Raw genomic sequence first — 18,774 nt, 5'->3', positions numbered from 1 at the left:
ATACGCACCCGCTATTTGGATTGGCATACTTAGGCCCATCACCTCTCCTTCTCTATCATTTGCTCGCGATCGCGCTACGTGAATTCTGTGTTTTTATCAGTACCGTAGGTCAGCAGAATTCACGTAGCGGCGTTTAAAAATGGCGACTCCCCGCCCTTTAACTCATCATGATTTTGCTACTAACTCGGCTACAGTGGCTCATTACATGGTTTCACTGTCGGCCTGTTATCGAGTTGCCTAATCGCGGGTGCAAAACTGGCCGCGATGGTTGCTATCACAACGGCAATTGCTGAAGCTAGTAAAACAGGCGTGTTTCCATATTGCATAGCAAGTGGCCCCGCAGCAAGTTCTCCGACGGGAATTGCCACAAATGAACCCATCGCATCGTAGGCATAAACACGAGCGAGTTTATCGGGAGGAATATGAGTTTGTAGTGAATTTGCCCAAACAACACCGAATTGCCCAAAACCGATGCCGGCAATAAAAAAGCCCCCCATAAGAACGAAAACCGAAGAAACCATACTGAGCAGAACGATGGGCACAGCGCAAAGCGAAACCAGCATCACACCAATCAGGAGATCGCGTCTTGGACGCCAGCGCAATGCAATAAAAGAGCCGATAATCAAACCAATACTTTGTGCGGCAACAATAATGCCCCAACCCGCTCGGCCAAATGAAGCATCGGCCACAATTGGCCCAAGAATCATCACTACACCACTGAAAGCGGCATTTATAATGGTGAACTGAGCAACAATCGCCCAAACCCATGAGCGAGCAATGAATTCTTTCCAACCATCGCGCAGATCCTGCAAAATGTTGGTGTTCGATGATAAAGCTGATGCTGGATTAGTCCGAATAAAGAAATAGAGCGGTGCAGAGGCCGCAAATCCTAAGGCATCGACGGCCAATCCCCAGCCCGGCCCAATCGTGCTGATCAAAACGCCGCCCAATGAGGCCCCAATCACTGTTCCTGCATAGATGCCGACTTGAATAAATGCGTTGGCTGCCCTGAGGTTATGCGCGGGGACGGTTTGAGGAACCATTGCCGAAGATGCCGGTAGCGCGATGCCCGCCGCCGCACCATTAATGGTTCCCAGCACGGCCAACGCCATAACAGTTGCGGTTCCGTCAAGCACCAACCAGGCAACAACCCCCTGGGACAGGGCTGCAATCGTCGATGAAGACAACAAAACAAGACTTCGGGAATAGCGGTCGGCAAGCACCCCACCAATCAATAAGAAAGCCACATTGAAAATTGAGCGCGATGCCACCACCAACCCTAAATCAGTGGCGGTTCCGCCGATGTCCAACACGGCAAAAGCCAATGCAATGGGGGCAATTCCATTGCCTAATACGGTCAGAAGCCGGGCGAAAAATAAGTTTCTAAAAGGCGCGGAATGAAACACATGCCGGGGATATGAGACTGCGGTCGTTGCATTCACTCACTTTTCCCCAAACTGATTGGAGTCTCTTTTCGAGTCTGACAGTGACATTGGGTTGCCCCACGATCACAATCTTTTGGTTTATTCATTTTGGCAACTTTTGGTCACGTTTCATTTGGTTAACGGCTGGATTTTACGTTTTTTAAAACGCCATTTCAATATTTTCACAAAGCCATACTTGCACCCTATTCAGCTTAACGCTGTGTTTCAGGCCAGCAAACACGCTAAATTAGGTTAATGGTCGTGAGACAGAATTCAGCCGCAGTATTAAATCGCGGCTCCCTGCCCTTTAATTCATTCAGATTTTGTCGCCAGAGCGTTGAATGTGATTTATAGCACATGCCGGTTTAACTATCTTACCTTCCTGACGAGATCTGCCCTCATTCATCTGGAACAAAGTGAAGCCGTTGTTTAGTATGTAGGTAACCTGTCTACGCTATCAATAAATCCTATACTTATGAAAAAACTCATTAAACGGCTGGAGATCATTAAAAGCGGTATTGAGCTTGAAGATGACGACATTATTCGCAATCAACTCCCTTATCTTAAAAGTGAGACTCAGGACGCGGTGCTTGTTTTTATCGTCATGGCGATTGAACAGGGGAAATTTACCCATGCATTAGAGGCTATTTCCGCATGGCTGGGAAGCAAGCAAGGGGTTACGCAGTGGCAAGATATTGAATTGTCGGCTTGCAAACTCGAGCTGAAAGCGCTGGAGCAACAATTAAGTGATTTAATTGATAAACGTAATGAGCGTATTCAGTTGCTGGATGATTTTAATGATCTTTATCTGGTGCGCCTTGGCCCGTTGATGAAACAGATCCTCAATTTACGCAAGCTGTTGGCCGAAAGTACCTTGCGTAAAGCTGAGGCGGAAACTCGCCGCAGAGAGCGTGATTATCGCCACTGCCAACAGTATATTTCTCAAGCCATAGATGAACTTGCCGCGTTAAAACTGCGCTGGTTGGCGTTTTCGACCATCTCTAGTGAAACCATTGAAATTCGGAACAAAATTCAGCAGCAAACAGAATTAATTACCGCCTTGCTGGCCGAGATAAAAGAGCTGGAAAATAGTTTTTGTACCCGCAATACCGAGTCCACACGCAAGGCTCGTGAAGAAGCAAAAGAGAAATACGAAAGTTATCAAGAACAACAAACTGATGCCGAGCGGCGACTCAATAATGATAAGAAACTTTCGTCTGAGCAGCGCCAGGAGCTTAAACGATTGTGGCGGCAAGCCAGCCGACTTTGTCATCCAGATTTAGTGGCCGATGAGTTTAAAGAAAAAGCACATCAACTGATGGTTCAGCTTAATCAAGCCCGTCAACGAGGCGATTTCCCGGCAATCCATGCTTTATTGGCGAGTTTGAAGCAAGGGCTTGAGCCGCTGATGGCAAGTGATCTTATTGATGACTTGGGTCGGCTTCGCAACAAAATTGACGAAGTCAGAAAGCAAATTGATGCCATTTTGCATGAGCTGGAAGCTCTGGAAGACGAAGAGTCATGGCGGCTAGCCACTTCTTTGCCTGATAAAGATAAATGGTTCAAAGAACAAGAAAATGTTCTCTCCAAGACACTTAATCTTCTTGAGCGGCAAGTCAAAGAGGCCGCTATCTAACCGTTTGTATTGGTTGCGGTGTCATTAGTTAGCCAGAGTTTAAGGGGGGTTTAATTTTTACGTAGTACATTAATGAATGGCCTTTCTTTGCTTTTATTGATAAGACTCTCATGAAAAAATTCTGCGGTAGCCTGATTTTTATTGCCACTCTGCTCCATCTCTCCCCTGTCAGCGCCGTAGTGTTGCAACAGGGGAAAGTGCAATTCAATATTGACCCCGCCACACTACAAATCAGCACTGGCGCGGTCGTGGTGAATAATCCTCAGCAGACACAAAAGGTCAGTGAACTCCAAAACTCCGCCACACAAGCAAACTGGCGATGGCCGGAACGCAGTATTCGGATTACGGCAAAAGCCAATGGTAATGACCTCCGCCTTACCATTAGCAGTGAGCGTCCTCAAACTCTCAACTGGTTCAGTCTCCCCCCCGATTTTAGCATGCTGCAATTACCTATAGGGGAAGGCAGTCGAATACCGATTGATAATGCCCAATGGTTGTCTTATCTGACCAGCGAACTTTCCAGTATGGATACTAATTTCGATTTGAAACTGCCCTTGTGGGGGCTGGAGCAAAAAGGAAGCACCTATAGCTGGCTGCTCCTGTCCCCCTTCAGCAACCAAGTTTCTTTTGCGAAGGCGGGTCAGCAATTAATGATGCAAAGCTCGCATGAGTTCAATCGATTTAATCAGCGGCAGCCCTTCGATGTTTTGTTACATGTGGGAACCACACCGTTGTCGGGAGCCATACGCTACCGTGAATATTTGCAACAAACCGGTCAATTCAGTTCACTGCGCGATAAAATTGCAACCGCTCCCGATGGAAATAAACTGATTGGCGCAACGCATATCTATTTGTGGGGCAATACGTTATTGGCTGAGGAAGATGTAAAAAACTGGCCGGGTCTTACCCATTTTTTGCAGTCTGCGGCGGGAGTGGATCTCTGGCGGAATATTGTTCCGGAAGCCAGAAAAACGATACAGCAATTACCGAGGGGTGAACCTGAAGGCTGGCAGAAGCCGTTCCTGACGGAAGCGATTAATAGCGCATTGATGGCACTTGTTCCGCTGAGTCCTTCCCCCGACAGCCCGTCATTTTTGGTGGCACAGCAACAGCAAGCGGTTAAGGTGCATCAGCTGGCTCAGCAATTGCTGGGGAGTTTTCTTACACCATCGGAACAATGGGGGCCGGGTCTGTCTGAAACGGTGATTAAATCATTACATCAGGCCGGATTATCACGTCTGTGGCTGGGAACCGATAACTGGACTGCTGCTTTTCTGCACCCGCAGGCGGTAACGCGGGCCAAAGAGGCGGGTTATTTGATTGCCAGCTACGACTCTTATGATACCGGCATTCCTCAGGGTCTCAATGACAGCTGGCTCACTGCTCAGTTACCCGGTGAGTTAACGAAAAAATGTGCGATCGTACGGGCTGATGGAACAAAAAAACCGGGGTTCGGGGGGCAAGGTTACTATCTTAACCCCGGCTGCGTTCTGCCTTTTTCTCAGGTCAGAATGCGTGAATTGATTCGGTTGGCCGGGCTAAACAGTCTTTTCCTTGATGTCGACGGAACAGGCATGGTTCAGCAATACTCTCAAATTACCGCTGGGCTCTGAAGATGGGAATGCCGTTACGGCGCGCCATATCATGTTTGCCCACGGTATGGAAACCTGGGGGTTTGGCTGGGGTGACAAAGATATGCGGCATAATAAAGAGTCGCCGTATTATCTGGGAGCCTGGTGGCCCAACGCGCAACCGGCCACATTTTTCACCCCAGCAAAAGTAAAAACACTCTATCGTACTGTCGCATTCGATCCCCGCTATCGTCTGCCTCTGTATCAGGCCGTTTTTCATGATTCAGTCATAACCACACATCACTGGACGTTTGATAACCTCAAATTCAGCGATGTCAAAACAACACGTGCGCTACTTAGCCAGTTGTATAATACCCCGCCATTGTTCAACCTCAGCCGAAGCACCCTGAAAGCAAGGTTACCTGAAATGATTAAAGCGGATGCCAGTTTCCGCGTTTTACATCAGGCGTTGTGGGATAAAGCCCTGACAGGGTTTCGCTGGTTAGATCGTGCTGGCTGGGTGCAGCAAACAACATTCAGTGATGGCTCAGTGCTCACTGCAAACTTTAGTGACAGTGCATTCAACGGCATCGCGGCACAAACGCTGAGGGCCAATTTGGCAGATGGCCGTACTCTGAATTTCACACAAGAGTAATGACCGGCATTCACTTTAGGGCGCCGGAGTGACAGAAATATTATCCCTGTTATTCTTTATGATTGAGGCATAATCACTGTGAGTATTATTAAGTTCGTATTCATTCTCAAATAAGGTCATCCATGATGAAAGATAACGAATATCAGCCACCAAAAGTCTGGACCGAAAACAATGCCAGCGGCGGTGTTTGGTCCAAAATCAACCGCCCGACGGCGGGAGCCAGACATGAAGCAACCCTGCCCGTAGGCAAACACCCCTTGCAGCTCTATTCCATGGGTACGCCGAATGGCCAGAAAGTGACTATTTTGCTGGAAGAGTTGTTAGCTTTGGGCGAAAAAGGGGCGGAATATGATGCCCATCTGATTCGTATCAGTGACGGTGATCAGTTCTCGAGCGGTTTTGTTGCCGTTAATCCGAACTCAAAGATTCCGGCGCTGATGGACCATTCAACTACCCCGCCGATCAGAGTGTTTGAGTCTGGTGCCATTTTGCTTTATTTAGCGGATAAATTTGGTCATTTCTTGCCGAAATCCCTAGCAGGAAGAACTGAAGCGCTCAATTGGCTGTTCTGGTTACAGGGCGCGGCCCCTTATTTGGGCGGCGGATTTGGTCATTTTTATCACTATGCGCCAGTGAAAATAGAATATGCCATCGACCGTTTCACCATGGAGGCCAAGCGCCAGCTCGATTTGCTCAATACCCAGCTCGCGACACATGAATATATTGCCGGTGATGAATATTCCATTGCGGATATGGCTATCTGGCCATGGTACGGCAATCTGGTATTGGGCTTGCAATATGAAGCGGGTGAATTCCTGGATGTGAAATCATACACCCACTTGATACGTTGGACGGAAGCTATTGCCAAACGCCCTGCGGTTCAGCGCGGGCGTATCGTCAATAAAACGTGGGGCGAGCCAGAAGAGCAGTTAGCTGAGCGCCATGATGCATCAGATTTTGACCGTCTCATCAAGTAAATGAAATCGCCCTCAAGCCCTATTTTATTGGGTTGGGGGCATTTAAATTCATAAAGTGGTCATCGGGTCAACACGGCCCTTTATGGCTTTATTCCCAAGCGCTTGGCAAGTCGATGAAGGTTACCGGTATCAAGTTCAAGTGCGCGGGCGCAGGCCGACCAATTCATATCATTTTCTTTTAGCACGTTAGTAATTAATTGCCGCTGAAAATCACGGGTCGCGGATTGTAGGTTTTGCCGGGGCAGATTCTGATTTTCGCTGAGGATTTCCCGTGAAAGGCTCGGCAGTGCAGCGGCGGCAATATTAAATACCTCAGGATGCAAAAAGTATGACTCCGACGAGTATTGCGACGCGCGGGCTAATACCGCAGCACGATAAATAGCATGCTCCAATTCACGAACATTCCCCGGCCAGCGGTAATTTTCAAGCATCGCTAATGTCTCTGAAGGAATGCTTAATTGCTTGATTCCTAATTTCTTTCTTATCCGCTCGGTAAAAAATCCCGCCAGTAGGACGATATCCCCTTTTCTTTCTCTCAGTGGCGGAACATGCAGTGGGAATACACTGAGTCGGTGGAATAAATCAACACGAAAACGCCCTTCAATAACGGCTTGCTTCAGGTCACAGTTAGTGGCGGCAATAATGCGCACATTGACCCGTTTAGTGCTGTCATCACCGACTCTTTGCAGGTCACCATATTGGATAACACGCAGCAATTTGGCCTGAAGTACCAAAGAAAGTTCGCCAATTTCGTCCAGAAAAAGGGTTCCATTATCCGCAATTTCAAACTTACCGGTTCTGTCATGTATCGCGCCGGTAAATGCCCCTTTAACATGGCCAAATAACTCACTCTCAGCCACATTTTCAGGCAATGCCGCGCAGTTTAAATAGATAAGTGCCTTGCTGGCTCTGGGGGATAAATGGTGAATTGCCTTGGCAACCAGCTCTTTCCCTACCCCCGTTTCTCCGGTGATAAGCACATTTAGCTCGGAGTCGGCAACTACCCCGATTTCATGCTTAAGTTGCACTATCAACGGCGATAAGCCAATCATCTCCTCTTCCGCATGCTGGGTTGTCTGTTTTTGGATGTTGATGGCGTTCACCGTCGGCACCGCCTGTTTCTCTAAAACATCCACTAACAGCGCATTATTGAGCGCCGATGAGGCCAAGACTCCAATCAGTTTAAGTTCTTCATCACTAAATCGATCAAATTGGGCCGGATTGAGACTGTCGAAAGTCAAAGCGCCGATAAGTTCTTGATCAGCAAATAAAGGTAAGCCAATGCAGGCGTGGACTTTAAGTTCATCATGGCCGGGGATCAGTCCATCGTAAGGGTCCGGGAGGTGGCTATCGGTCGGGAAACGCACCACATTACCCGCGCGGGCAATTGCTTCAAGCCGAGGGTGAGATGACAGCGAAAAACGCCTTCCCAGCACATCGGGTGATAATCCATCAATCGCGAGTGGACGAAATAATTGATGTTCATAGCGCAGCAGTGCCGAGGCATCACATTGTAATAATTGACGTAAGCTGCTGATCAATTTCTGAAAACGGTCTTGGCCAGATAAACCGCTTTGCAATTCAATGGCTATCTTCGCGAGCGACTGAATGGATAAATTCATGCTTTGTCATTCCGACATAGTTGTTAGTCATTATGACAATATGCTAATAGTGTCATAATGACAAATTATAAAATTTAATATAATAAAATCAATTAGATAATTTCTGGCATGACCTTTGCTAGCTACAGTGAGGTAATTCATTCATTTTAGTAAGGAACGGTTCATGGCTATTCAGGTTAAGAATAATATTAAATGGGTTGGGCAGCGTGATTGGGAAGTCCGTGATTTTCATGGGACAGAGTATAAAACCCTGAAAGGCACTAGCTACAACAGCTATTTGATCTGCGAAGGGAAAAACGTGCTGATTGATACTGTTGATCAGAAATTTGGCCGAGATTTCGTTGCCAATCTAGCACGGGAGATAGACCTGGATGCGCTCGACTACATTATTATTAACCATGCAGAAGAAGACCATGCGGGTGCTTTAACCGAATTAATGGCGCGCATCCCCCATATCCCGATTTATTGCACCACCAACGCGATTGATTCTATTAATGGGCATCATCACCACCCTGAATGGAATTTCATCACGGTGAAAACCGGTGACACATTAGATATCGGCAACGGCAAGCAACTGATTTTTGTTGAAACGCCAATGCTGCACTGGCCTGACAGCATGATGACTTACATCACTGGCGATGCGGTGCTTTTCAGTAACGATGCTTTTGGTCAGCATTATTGTGACGAGCACTTGTTTAATGATGAAGTGGATCAGATTGAGCTGTATGAGCAATGCGCCCGCTACTACGCCAATATTCTGACGCCCTTCAGCCGCTTAGTCACACCCAAGATCAATGAAATCCTTGGATTCAACCTGCCGGTGTCAATGATTGCTACCTCCCATGGCGTGGTTTGGCGCGATAATCCGACCCAAATTGTGGCGCAATATCTGGCATGGGCAGCAGATTATCAGGAAGACCGCATCACAATTTTCTATGACACCATGTCAAACAACACCCGAATGATGGCTGATGCTATTGCCCAAGGTATTCATGAAACCGACCCCGGCGTGGCGGTGAAAATCTACAATATTGCTCGCCACGATAAGAATGAAATATTGACTCAAGTATTCCGTTCGAAAGGTGTTCTTGTCGGTTCCTCCACCATGAACAATGTGATGATGCCCAAAATTGCTGGCATGCTGGAAGAACTGGCCGGGTTGCGATTTCGTCATAAAAAAGCCGCAGCGTTCGGCAGTTTTGGTTGGACTGGGGGCGCGGTTGACCGAATTCAAACCCGACTGATGGACGCGGGTTTTGATATTTCCCTTTCATTAAAAATGAAATGGCGGCCGGACAGTGATGGATTGGAGGAGTGCCGCGAGCACGGGCGTAAAATTGCGCGCGAATGGGCCTTACACCCATTGGATTGCCCTGCGCCACCAGAGGCTGAAACCCCATTAATCACCCCTGAAGATAGCCGCGCCGCGCCAGTTGAATTGGGTATATCAATGCAATGCAGTGTTTGCCAGTGGATTTATGACCCTGCACTGGGGGAGCCGCTTCAAGATATCAAACCAGGAACTTGCTGGGATGCGGTGCCGGACTTCTTCCTCTGCCCGGAATGTGGGCTGGGTAAATCCGTATTCGACCCACTTTAATGGAGAATATCATGGTAGAGAATATTGTGATTGTTGGCTCCGGGTTTGCTGCCCGTCAGGTGGTCAAGAACATCCGCAAACTCGACTCGCAGGTGTCAATTACTATGATAGCCGCTGACAGTGGTGCGGATTATAACAAACCAGATTTAAGCCATGTTTTCAGTCGCCAGCAAAGTGCTGATGACCTGACCCGACAGCCAGCCGAACAGTTTGCGCGGGAAAATAATCTGACTTTACATACCGATACTCGCGTGACTGCCATTCATCGGCAGGATAAGCAGATTTTGTGCGGTAATCAGGTTTTTCAATATCATAAGTTGGTATTGGCCATGGGGGCGGCCGCCATGTTGCCACCGATTGCGAATAACACGCTGATATGCCCATTTAACAGCCAAAATGAGTACCGCCAACATCAGGAAACCTTGCAAAAAGCACGGCGCATTTTGGTATTAGGCGGCGGGTTAATCGGCACGGAGCTGGCGATGGATTTACATCGCGCAGGTAAACAGGTGATTTTGGTCGATAAAGCACATAGCCTGCTGGCCTCCGTCCTGCCCGTAGAGATAAGCAGCCGCTTGCAGTCCCGTTTCAGTCAGATGGGCATCACCCTCGCCTTCAATAATGGCTTGGACAGTGTCGAAAAGGTCGCTGATAAGTTACGCGTGACACTTTGCTCTGGTCACCATTATGTTGTTGATGCCGTTATTGCGGCGATGGGATTGAAACCGGAAACGGCTATTGCGCAAGCCGCCGGCCTTGATATCGGACGGGGTATTAAAGTGAATAACCAGTTACAAACCACTGACCCGCACATCTTTGCCATTGGTGACTGTGCGGAGATTGAGGGAAAAGTGCTGCCTTTCTTGCAGCCCATTTTGGTCAGCGCCATGACATTGGCGAAAAACTTATTGGGCGGGGCCGACGGCCTTAACCTCCCTGCGATGCTGGTCAAAGTCAAAACGCCGGACTTACCCATATATTTCGCGGGTGAAACCCATCGCCATGATTTGCACTGGGAAATAAGCCTGACACCGCAAGGTATAAAGGCGCACGGCAGAGACAGCGAAAGCCAGTTACGGGCGTTTGTCGTCAGTGAAGATTACACCCAGCATGCTTTTGCGCTGCTGCGCGAACTGAGTCTGTAAGTTAAGATGCCAGCCCCCCACCGCCTGCGTAGGGGGTTTTCCCGGCAATTTTCATGATTTCAGCGCCCAAGGTGACAAAAGGTGCGCGCCGGCTGGCATAGATTATTCCACCGGCTTTTGCCCGGACCGCTTGCACGGTATCTGTAATGGGATCAATGATTTCCGCCACCATTTCATCTTTCGCCACCCAGTCGCCCGGTTGGCGTAATAGCAGTAACAGCCCGCTGGCCGGGGCATTGACGATTTCACCTGCGGCAAAAGGCAGCATAATAACGTCTCGCTGCGGAATATCCGCGCGCTGGCCGAGAATGGCCCCGCGATATTGCAGATACTGATAAATACGTTCGGCATCAGCACTGGCCAGTGAGTGACTGACATCCTGCTGCCCGCGTAATTCAACGGTCACGGCCAGACAGGCTGGCGCAAGGTTCGGGTAGTGCGCCGCCAGCCGATGCCAGGGTAGACCACAGGCTTCATCAAAAGAACCTCCGCCGCTGTCTTGTGATAGCAGCACGGTGTCGATATGCAAAAAACGCGCGAGAACTTCCACTGATTCTCGCCAGGCAGGATCAGCATACAAATGCAAAATGGCGTTGTCATCGCAATGCAAGTCCAGCACCAGATCGGCATCACACGCCAGCATAAGTAAATGTTGGCGCACTGCATCAACTTCACTCAGGGCGGGTAACTCTTGTAATGCATCGACCATAGCTCGGCGTATTTTTTGTCGCGCATCCTGTTCATCACTGAATGCCAACGGCCCTAACCGCCGCTGGACACAGTGGGCCAAATCGGGGAAATCACGATTAAAATTGCGCCCACTGACCAAATCAAAGCGGCCTATTCCACTGTTAAGTAGCACTTGTGCAATACCGACAGGGTTAGCTATTGGCACAATAATTATTTCACTCTGAATTTCTCCGCGCCGTTCCGCCTGGCTCAGTAATCTTTTAAGATAATGTAATACCAACATACCGGGTCGTTCATCGGCATGTAGGCCAGCCTGTAGGTAAATTTTCTCGCCCACACCCGGTTGGCCGAAATGAAAACTGGTTAATTGACGCTGCCCACCCAGGGCATGTTCAGGTAACTTATGATTATTGATTTTCATTGGACGTCCTATCTGTGGAAAAGAAACCTCGGCTTGACCGAATTGACAAAAAAATCCTGGAAATCCTGAGTCAGGATGGCCGCATCTCTTATCAGAAGCTGTCTGAGCAGGTCAATTTGACCGCCCGCCCCTGTTTGGAGCGCGTTCGGCTGCTGGAGCGCGCCGGTATCATTCGGGGTTACAGCGCCATTATTGAGTTGCCCGAACCCGAGCATGCTTTCGTGATTCAAGCGCAAATTGCCCTGGCTGACCACGGCCATTCTCAAGCGGCCTTCGAGCAAGAAGTGCGTAAAACGCCAGAAGTGCTGGATTGCTGGCTGGTCGGCGGTAGCTTTGATTTTCTGGTGCGCATTGGGTGCCGCAATATGGAACACTACCGGTTACTGGCCGACACTTGGCTGACCAGTAAAAAATTCCGTGTTGATAAAATCGTGACCATCACGGAATTACAGGCTATCAAACGCGCCTGACACTGGCCTTGCCCACCTGACATCAATCGTGGCGGGCAAAGGCCAACCAACGCCGCTCTGCGCGCGAAAACAAAAAAATCAACACGAAGGTACACAGCAAGTAAAGTGCGGCCGCCATCAGGAATGGGATAAACGGCGAATAAGTAGCCGCATAAAAAGCCCGCGCCACGCCAGTGATATCTAACAGGGTGACCGTACTGGCGAGGGAGGTCGCATGCAGCAAGAACACCATTTCATTATTCAGCGCCGGAATGCCACGGCGCAGTGTCGCCGGCAGTACCAAACGGCGAATGATTTGCCATTGACTCATACCGAACGCCTCGCCCGCCACCCACTCTTGGCGGGGGAAAGTTATCATCATGCCGGCCAATAACTCCGCGACATAAGCACTGGTATTGAGTACCAAAGCCAATGTAGCGCAGAAAGTGGCGTCACGGAACAGCAGCCAAAACGGTTGGTCGTCCTGCCATCCCATCTGCACGATATCAAACTGCGAAAGACCATAATAAATCAGCATTAATTGCAGATAGAGCGGCGTGCTACGAAAGAAATAAGTCACACTGCGAATCAACCAGGCGAGCGGTCGTGGGCCAAATGCTTGCCCGATGGCCATCAATAACGCCAGTAATAACCCGGGCACCACGGACAGTAAAAATAACTTGGCTGTCATGGCTAAACCGGTGGTATCAGAGCCGTCGCTGTACAAAAATGTCGGCATGGCTTCCAGTATGGTTTGCAGATTCATTAGCGCGCCCTCGCCGCAGTAGAGGTTGACAGCGCATAGCGCCGCGCCAACAGGCTAAAACCCCAACTGGACAGCGCGGTAATGACCATATAAATCATTGCCACTAAGAAGTAGAACAAAAAAGGTTTTTGCGTCGCTCGCCCCGCCTGCTCAGCCAACCACACCATATCTTCCAGCCCGAGAATGGATATCAGTGCTGAAGCTTTCATCAAGCCGAGCCAGTTGTTATTGATACCAGGAATGGCAAAGCTAAGCATTTGCGGCAGCATAATACGGCGAAACACTTGACCAGGGCGCATACCGTATGCCACCGCCGCCTCTAACTGACCGCGATCCACAGTTTGAAATGCCCCACGGAAGGTTTCGGTGTAATACGCGCCAAACACGATGCCAATAGCCAGCACGCCAGAGACAAAGGTATTGAAACGCACCGGCCCCAGCCCCAGTAAGCTGAGAAAACCATTGACCAGCATTTCGCCACCAAAAAACAGCAGTAGCATAATGACTAATTCAGGAATGCCGCGCACCAATGTGGTGTAGCCCGTCGATACCCAACGTAACCAGCGCGGGCCAAACAGTTTGATAACCGCATTGATAAGCCCGAGCGCGAGCGCCACGGCCAGTGAAAGCAGCATCACACACAGTGATAACCCCGCCCCTTGTGCCAGTAACGGCAAATAGTCTGCAACCATTATCGGCCTCCCGATGCTGACAAACGGCAACCGGGCGTGTCAGCCAGCGCCCGGTTGTGGCAACAATAACCGCAAGAAATCAATTGCCGTAAATATCAAAACTAAAATATTTTTTCTGGATAGCATCATAGGTGCCGTCCGCGCGAATCGCTTTAATCGCCCCATTAAGGGCATCACGCAATGCCGGGTTATCTTTGCCGACAGCGATACCGACATCAGAGGAGATAGTCTCGTCTTGAATGACCGGGCCGGCAAAAGCAAATTTCTGCCCGCGCGGGGTATCAATAAAGCTGCTGGCGGCCTGAATGTTATCCTGTAATGAGGCATTGATACGCCCGGACATCAGGTCCAAATACACATTGTCTTGGTTGGCGTAAGAGACAATTTTCACCCCCTGCCCACCCCAATGTTTTTTCGCATAAGTTTCATGAATAGAACCGGTCTGAACACCGACGGTTTTACCTTTCAAACTGGCGACATCTGGTGACAGCGGGCTACCTTTGCGCGCCACTAATTGTGCGGCACTGCGGTAGTAGCGATCAGTGAAATCGACTTCTTTTTTGCGTTCATCAGTAATGCTCAGTGACGCAATAATGGCATCAAATTTACGTGCATTTAGGGCGGCAATCATGCTTTCAAAGGGCTGTTTGACGAAAACACATTTGGCATGCAGGTTGGCACATAATGCATTCGCGATATCAATATCAAAGCCCGTTATCTCGCCGCTAGGAGCAAGAACGTCAAACGGTGGATAGCCGCCGTCCACACCAAAACTGATAGTTTCTATCGTCTGAGCCGCTACGGGAGCGGAAAGTATCAAGCCAGTCAATAATGCAGCTAATGTCTTTTTCATTATTAAGATCCCGATGTTGGCAAGCCATAAAACGGCAAGTCGTTAAAAACGAAGTGAGAGGCAGGTTAAACCGCCATCCATTTTTTTAAATTCGCTGGTATCAAGCTGCACAATTGGCATCCCCAGCTTTTCAATTTGTGCCAACGTATAAGGATATCCTCGCGGGGTAATCAGCGTGTCATTGATCCATAAGGTGTTTCCGGCGTATGACTCCGCTTCTGGAATCACAATAGTGTTAAAGTCTGCAAAGGCGGGATGGTGCTGATAATCTTCTGTCAGCAATAAGGTATTGCGGCCCACGTAATTGACAATCGATTTCAGGTGTAACCCGGCACTCACTTCAATCGCGGTCACTTTATAGCCATAGCGCCCTACCGCAGCACTGAATTCGCTAATGCCCGCCTCATCGGTACGCGACGTCAGCCCGATGAAAAACTGCTTATCCACCAATAACACATCACCACCATCAAGGTGTCCGTGGTGACTCATGCGGAAAACCGGGCGGTCGGTAAACAGCGGCTCAATGGTGTCCACTTCGCCCTGCCGGCTGGGTGCGCCGGGGTGAGTTATCACCGCCAACTCCGGCATCACCACCGCGGTATCTTCGACAAAATGCGCATCAGGATAAGCAGGTGCGGCGGGTAAAATGGTCACTTTCAGGCCCAGATGCAGCAATGTATCCACATAAGCCAAAAATTGTTGGCCGGTGATAGCAATGTCCGGCGCGCCCAGTTGGGAGGTTGTCTGGCCGCGACCACAGGTATCAGCAGGAAGTCTGGCAATGGCTTGAGTAAAGTGCATAAGCGGTTCTCATGATTGGGGGCGAAACTATTGATCTGATTATTAAACAGATACTGTCACCAATCAGGTTGAATAAGCTCACTGCGGCTATACATTTGCGCTGTATATTGTCACCAAGGCGACCTATTCAGCTGTCGCGCATGACAGAACAGTCGGCCTCTAGCGGCTTTAGTTATATACTGAAGCTATATACTGAATGTTATGACACAAAGCTGTTTATATTGACCTAATAAGGGCATCAAATGAAAAAGTTAACCCTCGTGATGCTAACGCTATTACTGGTGGCCTGTGCCAATACCGGCCACGTCGGGGTGAGTGGCGGTTCGAGCGGCATATCCAGTATCAGTATTGGCACCGGCGTTCGGAGATAGGCTGGTTTCCCAGCCCCACTAAATCGCCGGATACTTTGCCCGTTATTGCACGGGATATTAACGGAACGGCGGCTCGTTAAAGGTTCGTAATTTACGAGAATGCAGTTGGTCACCTTCTGCGCGCAGTAAATCTATTGCCCGAATACCAATCTGCAAATGTTCGGAAATAGCGCCCTCATAGAAATGGTTTGCTTGCCCCGGTAATTTTATTTCGCCATGCAGCGGTTTGTCTGAGACACAAAGTAATGTGCCGTAAGGCACTCTGAATCGATAACCTTGCGCCGCAATGGTGGCACTTTCCATATCAACCGCTACCGCCCGACTTAGGCTAAAACGCAGGGCCGAGGCGGAGAAACGCAATTCCCAGTTGCGGTCGTCGGACGTGACCACGGTTCCGGTACGCAGCCGCTGTTTAACTTCAACACCCGGCATTCCACTCACGGCTTTGGTTGCGTCATATAACGCGCGTTGGACTTCGGCAATGCTCGGGATCGGGATATCCGGTGGCAACACCGCATCCAACACATGGTCATCACGCAAATAAGCATGCGCCAGAACGTAATCGCCAATGGCCTGACTTTCGCGCAAACCGCCACAATGCCCTATCATCAGCCACGCGTGTGGCCGCAGCACCGCCAGATGGTCGCAAATAGTTTTGGCATTGGATGGGCCGACCCCAATATTCACCAGCGTAATACCGTGCCCGCTTTCGGCGATTAAATGATAAGCCGGCATTTGGTATTTTTTCCACGCCAGGTCAGAGGTGGTCTTCTCGGGATCTGCATTTTCCGCGGTGATAAAGCTGCCACCGGCGCAGGATAAGGCTTTGTAAGGGCTGGAGGGGTCGAGAATCTGCTCGCAAGCCCAACTGACAAACTCATCTACATAGCGGCTGTAATTGGTAAACAGAATATAGGGCTGAATATGCTCAGCCGGAGTGCCGGTGTAGTGTTTGAGCCGGGCTAGCGAAAAATCAGTTCGCAGTGCATCAAAATGCGATAGCGGGAAATCGGCACCGGCAATATCAATACCATCCGTAATGCCATCACCGATTTTGGCCAGATCAGTGGTCGGGAAATGCTGGGCCAGCCCTGCGGTCATTGACCGGTCAAGAATAAGGTCAGAGCCATCGATAACAAAAGGATATGGCATTTCTTGTTGTGACGGTGTCACTTCGAACACTGCACCATACTCAGTTTCAAGCAATGTCAGTTGCTCGGTGAGATATTCTCTAAATAATGCGGGCCGGGTTATGGTGGTGCTGTATTGGCCGGTGCGCGAGAAACGCCCGTAAGCTCGAGTGCGCTGATGGTCACGGAATCGGCCATCCCAACTGACACTCAGTTGGGGATACGAAAATAAACCTTTCGCCCTGTCACCAACATCCGGCAAAGCGCCATCACGAATATAGGCACTGATAGCATCACGCAATGCTGCGAGCGCCGCTTCGTATAACGTTTCCAGTTTTTCTATCGCCTCAACGGCCGAGAGATGAGTTGTAGCTTGTGATTGATTCAAGGTATCTCCTTTCAATACGTGTCAGGCGGTGTTCAGCTTACTCAATAAATACAGATAGAAATAGAAATATGCGCGTTAATCTGTTCACTGTGTCACTTCTCATAAATAACGTACCATTTTGGCACTTATTCCCGCGTTTGATTCCCTCTCTACGGCACTAAAATAGTCGCTGTCGCAGATAAAACTTTATTTTCTGCTTTGAAAAGGTCTCTTTTGCGTGGCGAAATCATTTTTACGCAGTGGTAGTTTGGACGATATTCTGGCGTTGGGTGAGAACGGGCAGCCCGTTTATGCTTCCGCACTTCAGATTAGAGAGGCGTTACGCCTTAAAAAACAGCAACCTATTGCTGATTGCTTGGCTATTCCTCAGCTCAATGAGCAAGGCGATCGTATTGACTGGTATGCCCCGATTGAAGGGAAAGTGACTTCATGGATTGCGGCCAGTACCACTGAGCGAAAATCCGCCATCAAGCAACTGGCGGCCTGTTTATCCAGTGCCAATGAGTTATGCCAGCGCGCGCAAAAATCTGATAACGCCGCCCAGCGGCTATTGGGTGTGTTGCTGGCCAAAACCCTGCAATTTCCCGACCCAAATCATGTTTACTTAGTGGCAGGCAAACCGGTACTGACTTTCTGGGGATTTGTTGGTCAGGATCAGAAAACCCGGACTGACCCCCTTGATTGTTTACGACAAACGGCTGAAGCAATCGAACCGGCTTTCACCCCCCTGAGTGCTGCGCCCTCGGCACCCATAACGTCATCGGCACCTGTAATACCGCCGGTGGCCGCAACCGCCGAGCCGGTGCCACAAGCCGATATTGCCGCTGCAATACTCCCAGCACCCGCCGCAGAATCAACACCGCCAGCCACAACAGAAAAGAAAAATGCCCGATGGTGGCGATTAAGCTGGATATTGCCGGTTTTGGCATTAATCATCGCCTTAATCGTCCAATTCAGTGGCGGAATGCCAGAAACTGCTTCGGCGGCTCCAGCGCTTAAACCGGCGGTGGTAGCTGAAGAGAAAGCCGAGCCAGAGCAAGCCCCCCAAGTGCAACAAGCCGCTCCGGTGGTCAATCGCCCGGTCACCAAGGTTATTCAGCCCGCGATTGAGCCACAACTTCCGTTGGATAACGCCACTATCATTCCCCCGGCCCCCGTCGTCACCGAACCTGTTGCGGAGCTCACGGCAGCACAAATCAAGAGTGCGCTAATACTCCCGTCGGATGCCGTAAAAGTTGGCTCAACCGCATTCCTTAATGGCAATTGGCGCGTTAGCCCTGATATTAAAGCCGCCCAGACAGGTAAAGCGCCGAGTCTGAAGTATCAGATTAAAAATGGCAAAGGCACCGTAAAAATCACTCACGGTGACAACGTCACCTGCCAAGCAAATATTACCGCCGGGCTAATGAAATCGGGCAATTTGGTGATTAACAGCCGTTATAGAGCGCAGTGTAGTGATGGTTCAAAATATCAAATGCCTGAGATCGTCTGTAAGCAAGGCGTTACCGGTATTGCTGATTGCAAAGGCCGTTACGATGCCAATACAACACTTCCAATGACGATGAAGCGTGAGACTAAATAAT

Annotated in this window: 15 protein-coding genes and 1 pseudogene; 8 read left to right on the top strand and 8 right to left on the bottom strand. The window is 49.5% G+C overall.

The window, feature by feature from the left end; translation table 11 throughout:
* Positions 1-188: 188 nt before the first annotated feature.
* The gene (locus F0T03_RS10705; protein ID WP_159678279.1) at positions 189-1,442 is read right to left on the bottom strand and encodes an MFS transporter; all 1,254 of its coding nucleotides are present in this window, start codon (positions 1,440-1,442) and stop codon (positions 189-191) included.
* Positions 1,443-1,899: 457 nt separating this feature from the next.
* On the opposite strand from F0T03_RS10705, the gene F0T03_RS10700 reads away from it, so the two are divergent.
* From F0T03_RS10700 to yghU, 3 genes and pseudogenes are all read left to right on the top strand, one after another.
* The gene (locus F0T03_RS10700; RefSeq protein ID WP_159678277.1) at positions 1,900-3,060 is read left to right on the top strand and encodes a DNA repair protein; all 1,161 of its coding nucleotides are present in this window, start codon (positions 1,900-1,902) and stop codon (positions 3,058-3,060) included.
* Between the two features lie 110 nt (positions 3,061-3,170).
* Positions 3,171-5,286, top strand: a pseudogene (locus F0T03_RS21845) (glycoside hydrolase).
* A gap of 125 nt (positions 5,287-5,411) precedes the next feature.
* The gene (gene yghU / locus F0T03_RS10690) at positions 5,412-6,263 is read left to right on the top strand and encodes a glutathione-dependent disulfide-bond oxidoreductase (RefSeq protein ID WP_159680819.1); all 852 of its coding nucleotides are present in this window, start codon (positions 5,412-5,414) and stop codon (positions 6,261-6,263) included.
* Positions 6,264-6,343: 80 nt separating this feature from the next.
* On the opposite strand, the gene norR is transcribed toward yghU, so the two are convergent.
* The gene (gene norR / locus F0T03_RS10685; RefSeq protein ID WP_145553455.1) at positions 6,344-7,885 is read right to left on the bottom strand and encodes a nitric oxide reductase transcriptional regulator NorR; all 1,542 of its coding nucleotides are present in this window, start codon (positions 7,883-7,885) and stop codon (positions 6,344-6,346) included.
* Positions 7,886-8,048: 163 nt separating this feature from the next.
* Here norR and norV point away from each other — a divergent pair, with 163 nt between their 5' ends.
* Positions 8,049-9,485: an anaerobic nitric oxide reductase flavorubredoxin gene (gene norV / locus F0T03_RS10680; protein WP_159678275.1), complete on the top strand. Its 1,437-nt coding sequence runs from the start codon at positions 8,049-8,051 to the stop codon at positions 9,483-9,485.
* A gap of 11 nt (positions 9,486-9,496) precedes the next feature.
* Positions 9,497-10,630 carry an NADH:flavorubredoxin reductase NorW gene (gene norW, locus F0T03_RS10675; RefSeq protein WP_159678273.1) on the top strand — a complete coding sequence of 378 codons (1,134 nt, stop codon included), beginning with the start codon at positions 9,497-9,499 and terminating at the stop codon, positions 10,628-10,630.
* Position 10,631: 1 nt separating this feature from the next.
* Here norW and F0T03_RS10670 read toward each other — a convergent pair whose 3' ends face one another.
* Complete coding sequence (locus F0T03_RS10670) at positions 10,632-11,741, bottom strand: succinylglutamate desuccinylase/aspartoacylase family protein (protein WP_159678271.1); 1,110 nt, start codon at positions 11,739-11,741, stop codon at positions 10,632-10,634.
* 14 nt (positions 11,742-11,755) lie between these two features.
* Between F0T03_RS10670 and F0T03_RS10665 the strand changes: the two genes are divergently transcribed.
* The gene (locus F0T03_RS10665) at positions 11,756-12,211 is read left to right on the top strand and encodes an Lrp/AsnC family transcriptional regulator (RefSeq protein ID WP_005165550.1); all 456 of its coding nucleotides are present in this window, start codon (positions 11,756-11,758) and stop codon (positions 12,209-12,211) included.
* Positions 12,212-12,233: 22 nt separating this feature from the next.
* Here F0T03_RS10665 and F0T03_RS10660 read toward each other — a convergent pair whose 3' ends face one another.
* From F0T03_RS10660 to F0T03_RS10645, 4 genes are all read right to left on the bottom strand, one after another.
* The gene (locus tag F0T03_RS10660) at positions 12,234-12,956 is read right to left on the bottom strand and encodes an ABC transporter permease (protein WP_145553464.1); all 723 of its coding nucleotides are present in this window, start codon (positions 12,954-12,956) and stop codon (positions 12,234-12,236) included.
* Positions 12,956-13,648 (bottom strand): ABC transporter permease, encoded by a 693-nt coding sequence (locus tag F0T03_RS10655; protein WP_159678269.1) that lies wholly within the window; start codon positions 13,646-13,648, stop codon positions 12,956-12,958. Before F0T03_RS10655 ends, F0T03_RS10660 begins: the two co-directional genes overlap by 1 nt.
* Positions 13,649-13,727: 79 nt before the next feature.
* Positions 13,728-14,501, bottom strand: a complete 774-nt coding sequence (locus F0T03_RS10650; RefSeq protein WP_145553468.1) for an ABC transporter substrate-binding protein — start codon at positions 14,499-14,501, stop codon at positions 13,728-13,730.
* Between the two features lie 42 nt (positions 14,502-14,543).
* On the bottom strand, positions 14,544-15,302 hold the full coding sequence (locus tag F0T03_RS10645) for a dimethylarginine dimethylaminohydrolase family protein (RefSeq protein WP_145553470.1): 759 nt from the start codon (positions 15,300-15,302) through the stop codon (positions 14,544-14,546).
* A gap of 242 nt (positions 15,303-15,544) precedes the next feature.
* On the opposite strand from F0T03_RS10645, the gene F0T03_RS21785 reads away from it, so the two are divergent.
* On the top strand, positions 15,545-15,673 hold the full coding sequence (locus F0T03_RS21785) for a hypothetical protein (protein WP_259275165.1): 129 nt from the start codon (positions 15,545-15,547) through the stop codon (positions 15,671-15,673).
* Between the two features lie 57 nt (positions 15,674-15,730).
* Here the strand turns inward: F0T03_RS21785 and F0T03_RS10640 are convergent, their stop codons facing one another.
* Positions 15,731-17,191, bottom strand: a complete 1,461-nt coding sequence (locus F0T03_RS10640; protein ID WP_145553472.1) for an AMP nucleosidase — start codon at positions 17,189-17,191, stop codon at positions 15,731-15,733.
* Positions 17,192-17,408: 217 nt separating this feature from the next.
* On the opposite strand from F0T03_RS10640, the gene F0T03_RS10635 reads away from it, so the two are divergent.
* A complete protein-coding gene (locus F0T03_RS10635; protein WP_162526935.1) occupies positions 17,409-18,773 on the top strand; it encodes an SrfA family protein in 1,365 nt (454 codons plus the stop codon).
* The last annotated feature ends 1 nt before the right edge of the window (position 18,774 follow it).

Source organism: Yersinia canariae (assembly GCF_009831415.1).
In the GTDB taxonomy this organism is placed as follows: Bacteria; Pseudomonadota; Gammaproteobacteria; order Enterobacterales; family Enterobacteriaceae; genus Yersinia; species Yersinia canariae.
Note: the sequence above shows the minus strand (reverse complement) of the source record. Positions and strands in the feature narration are given on the sequence as shown.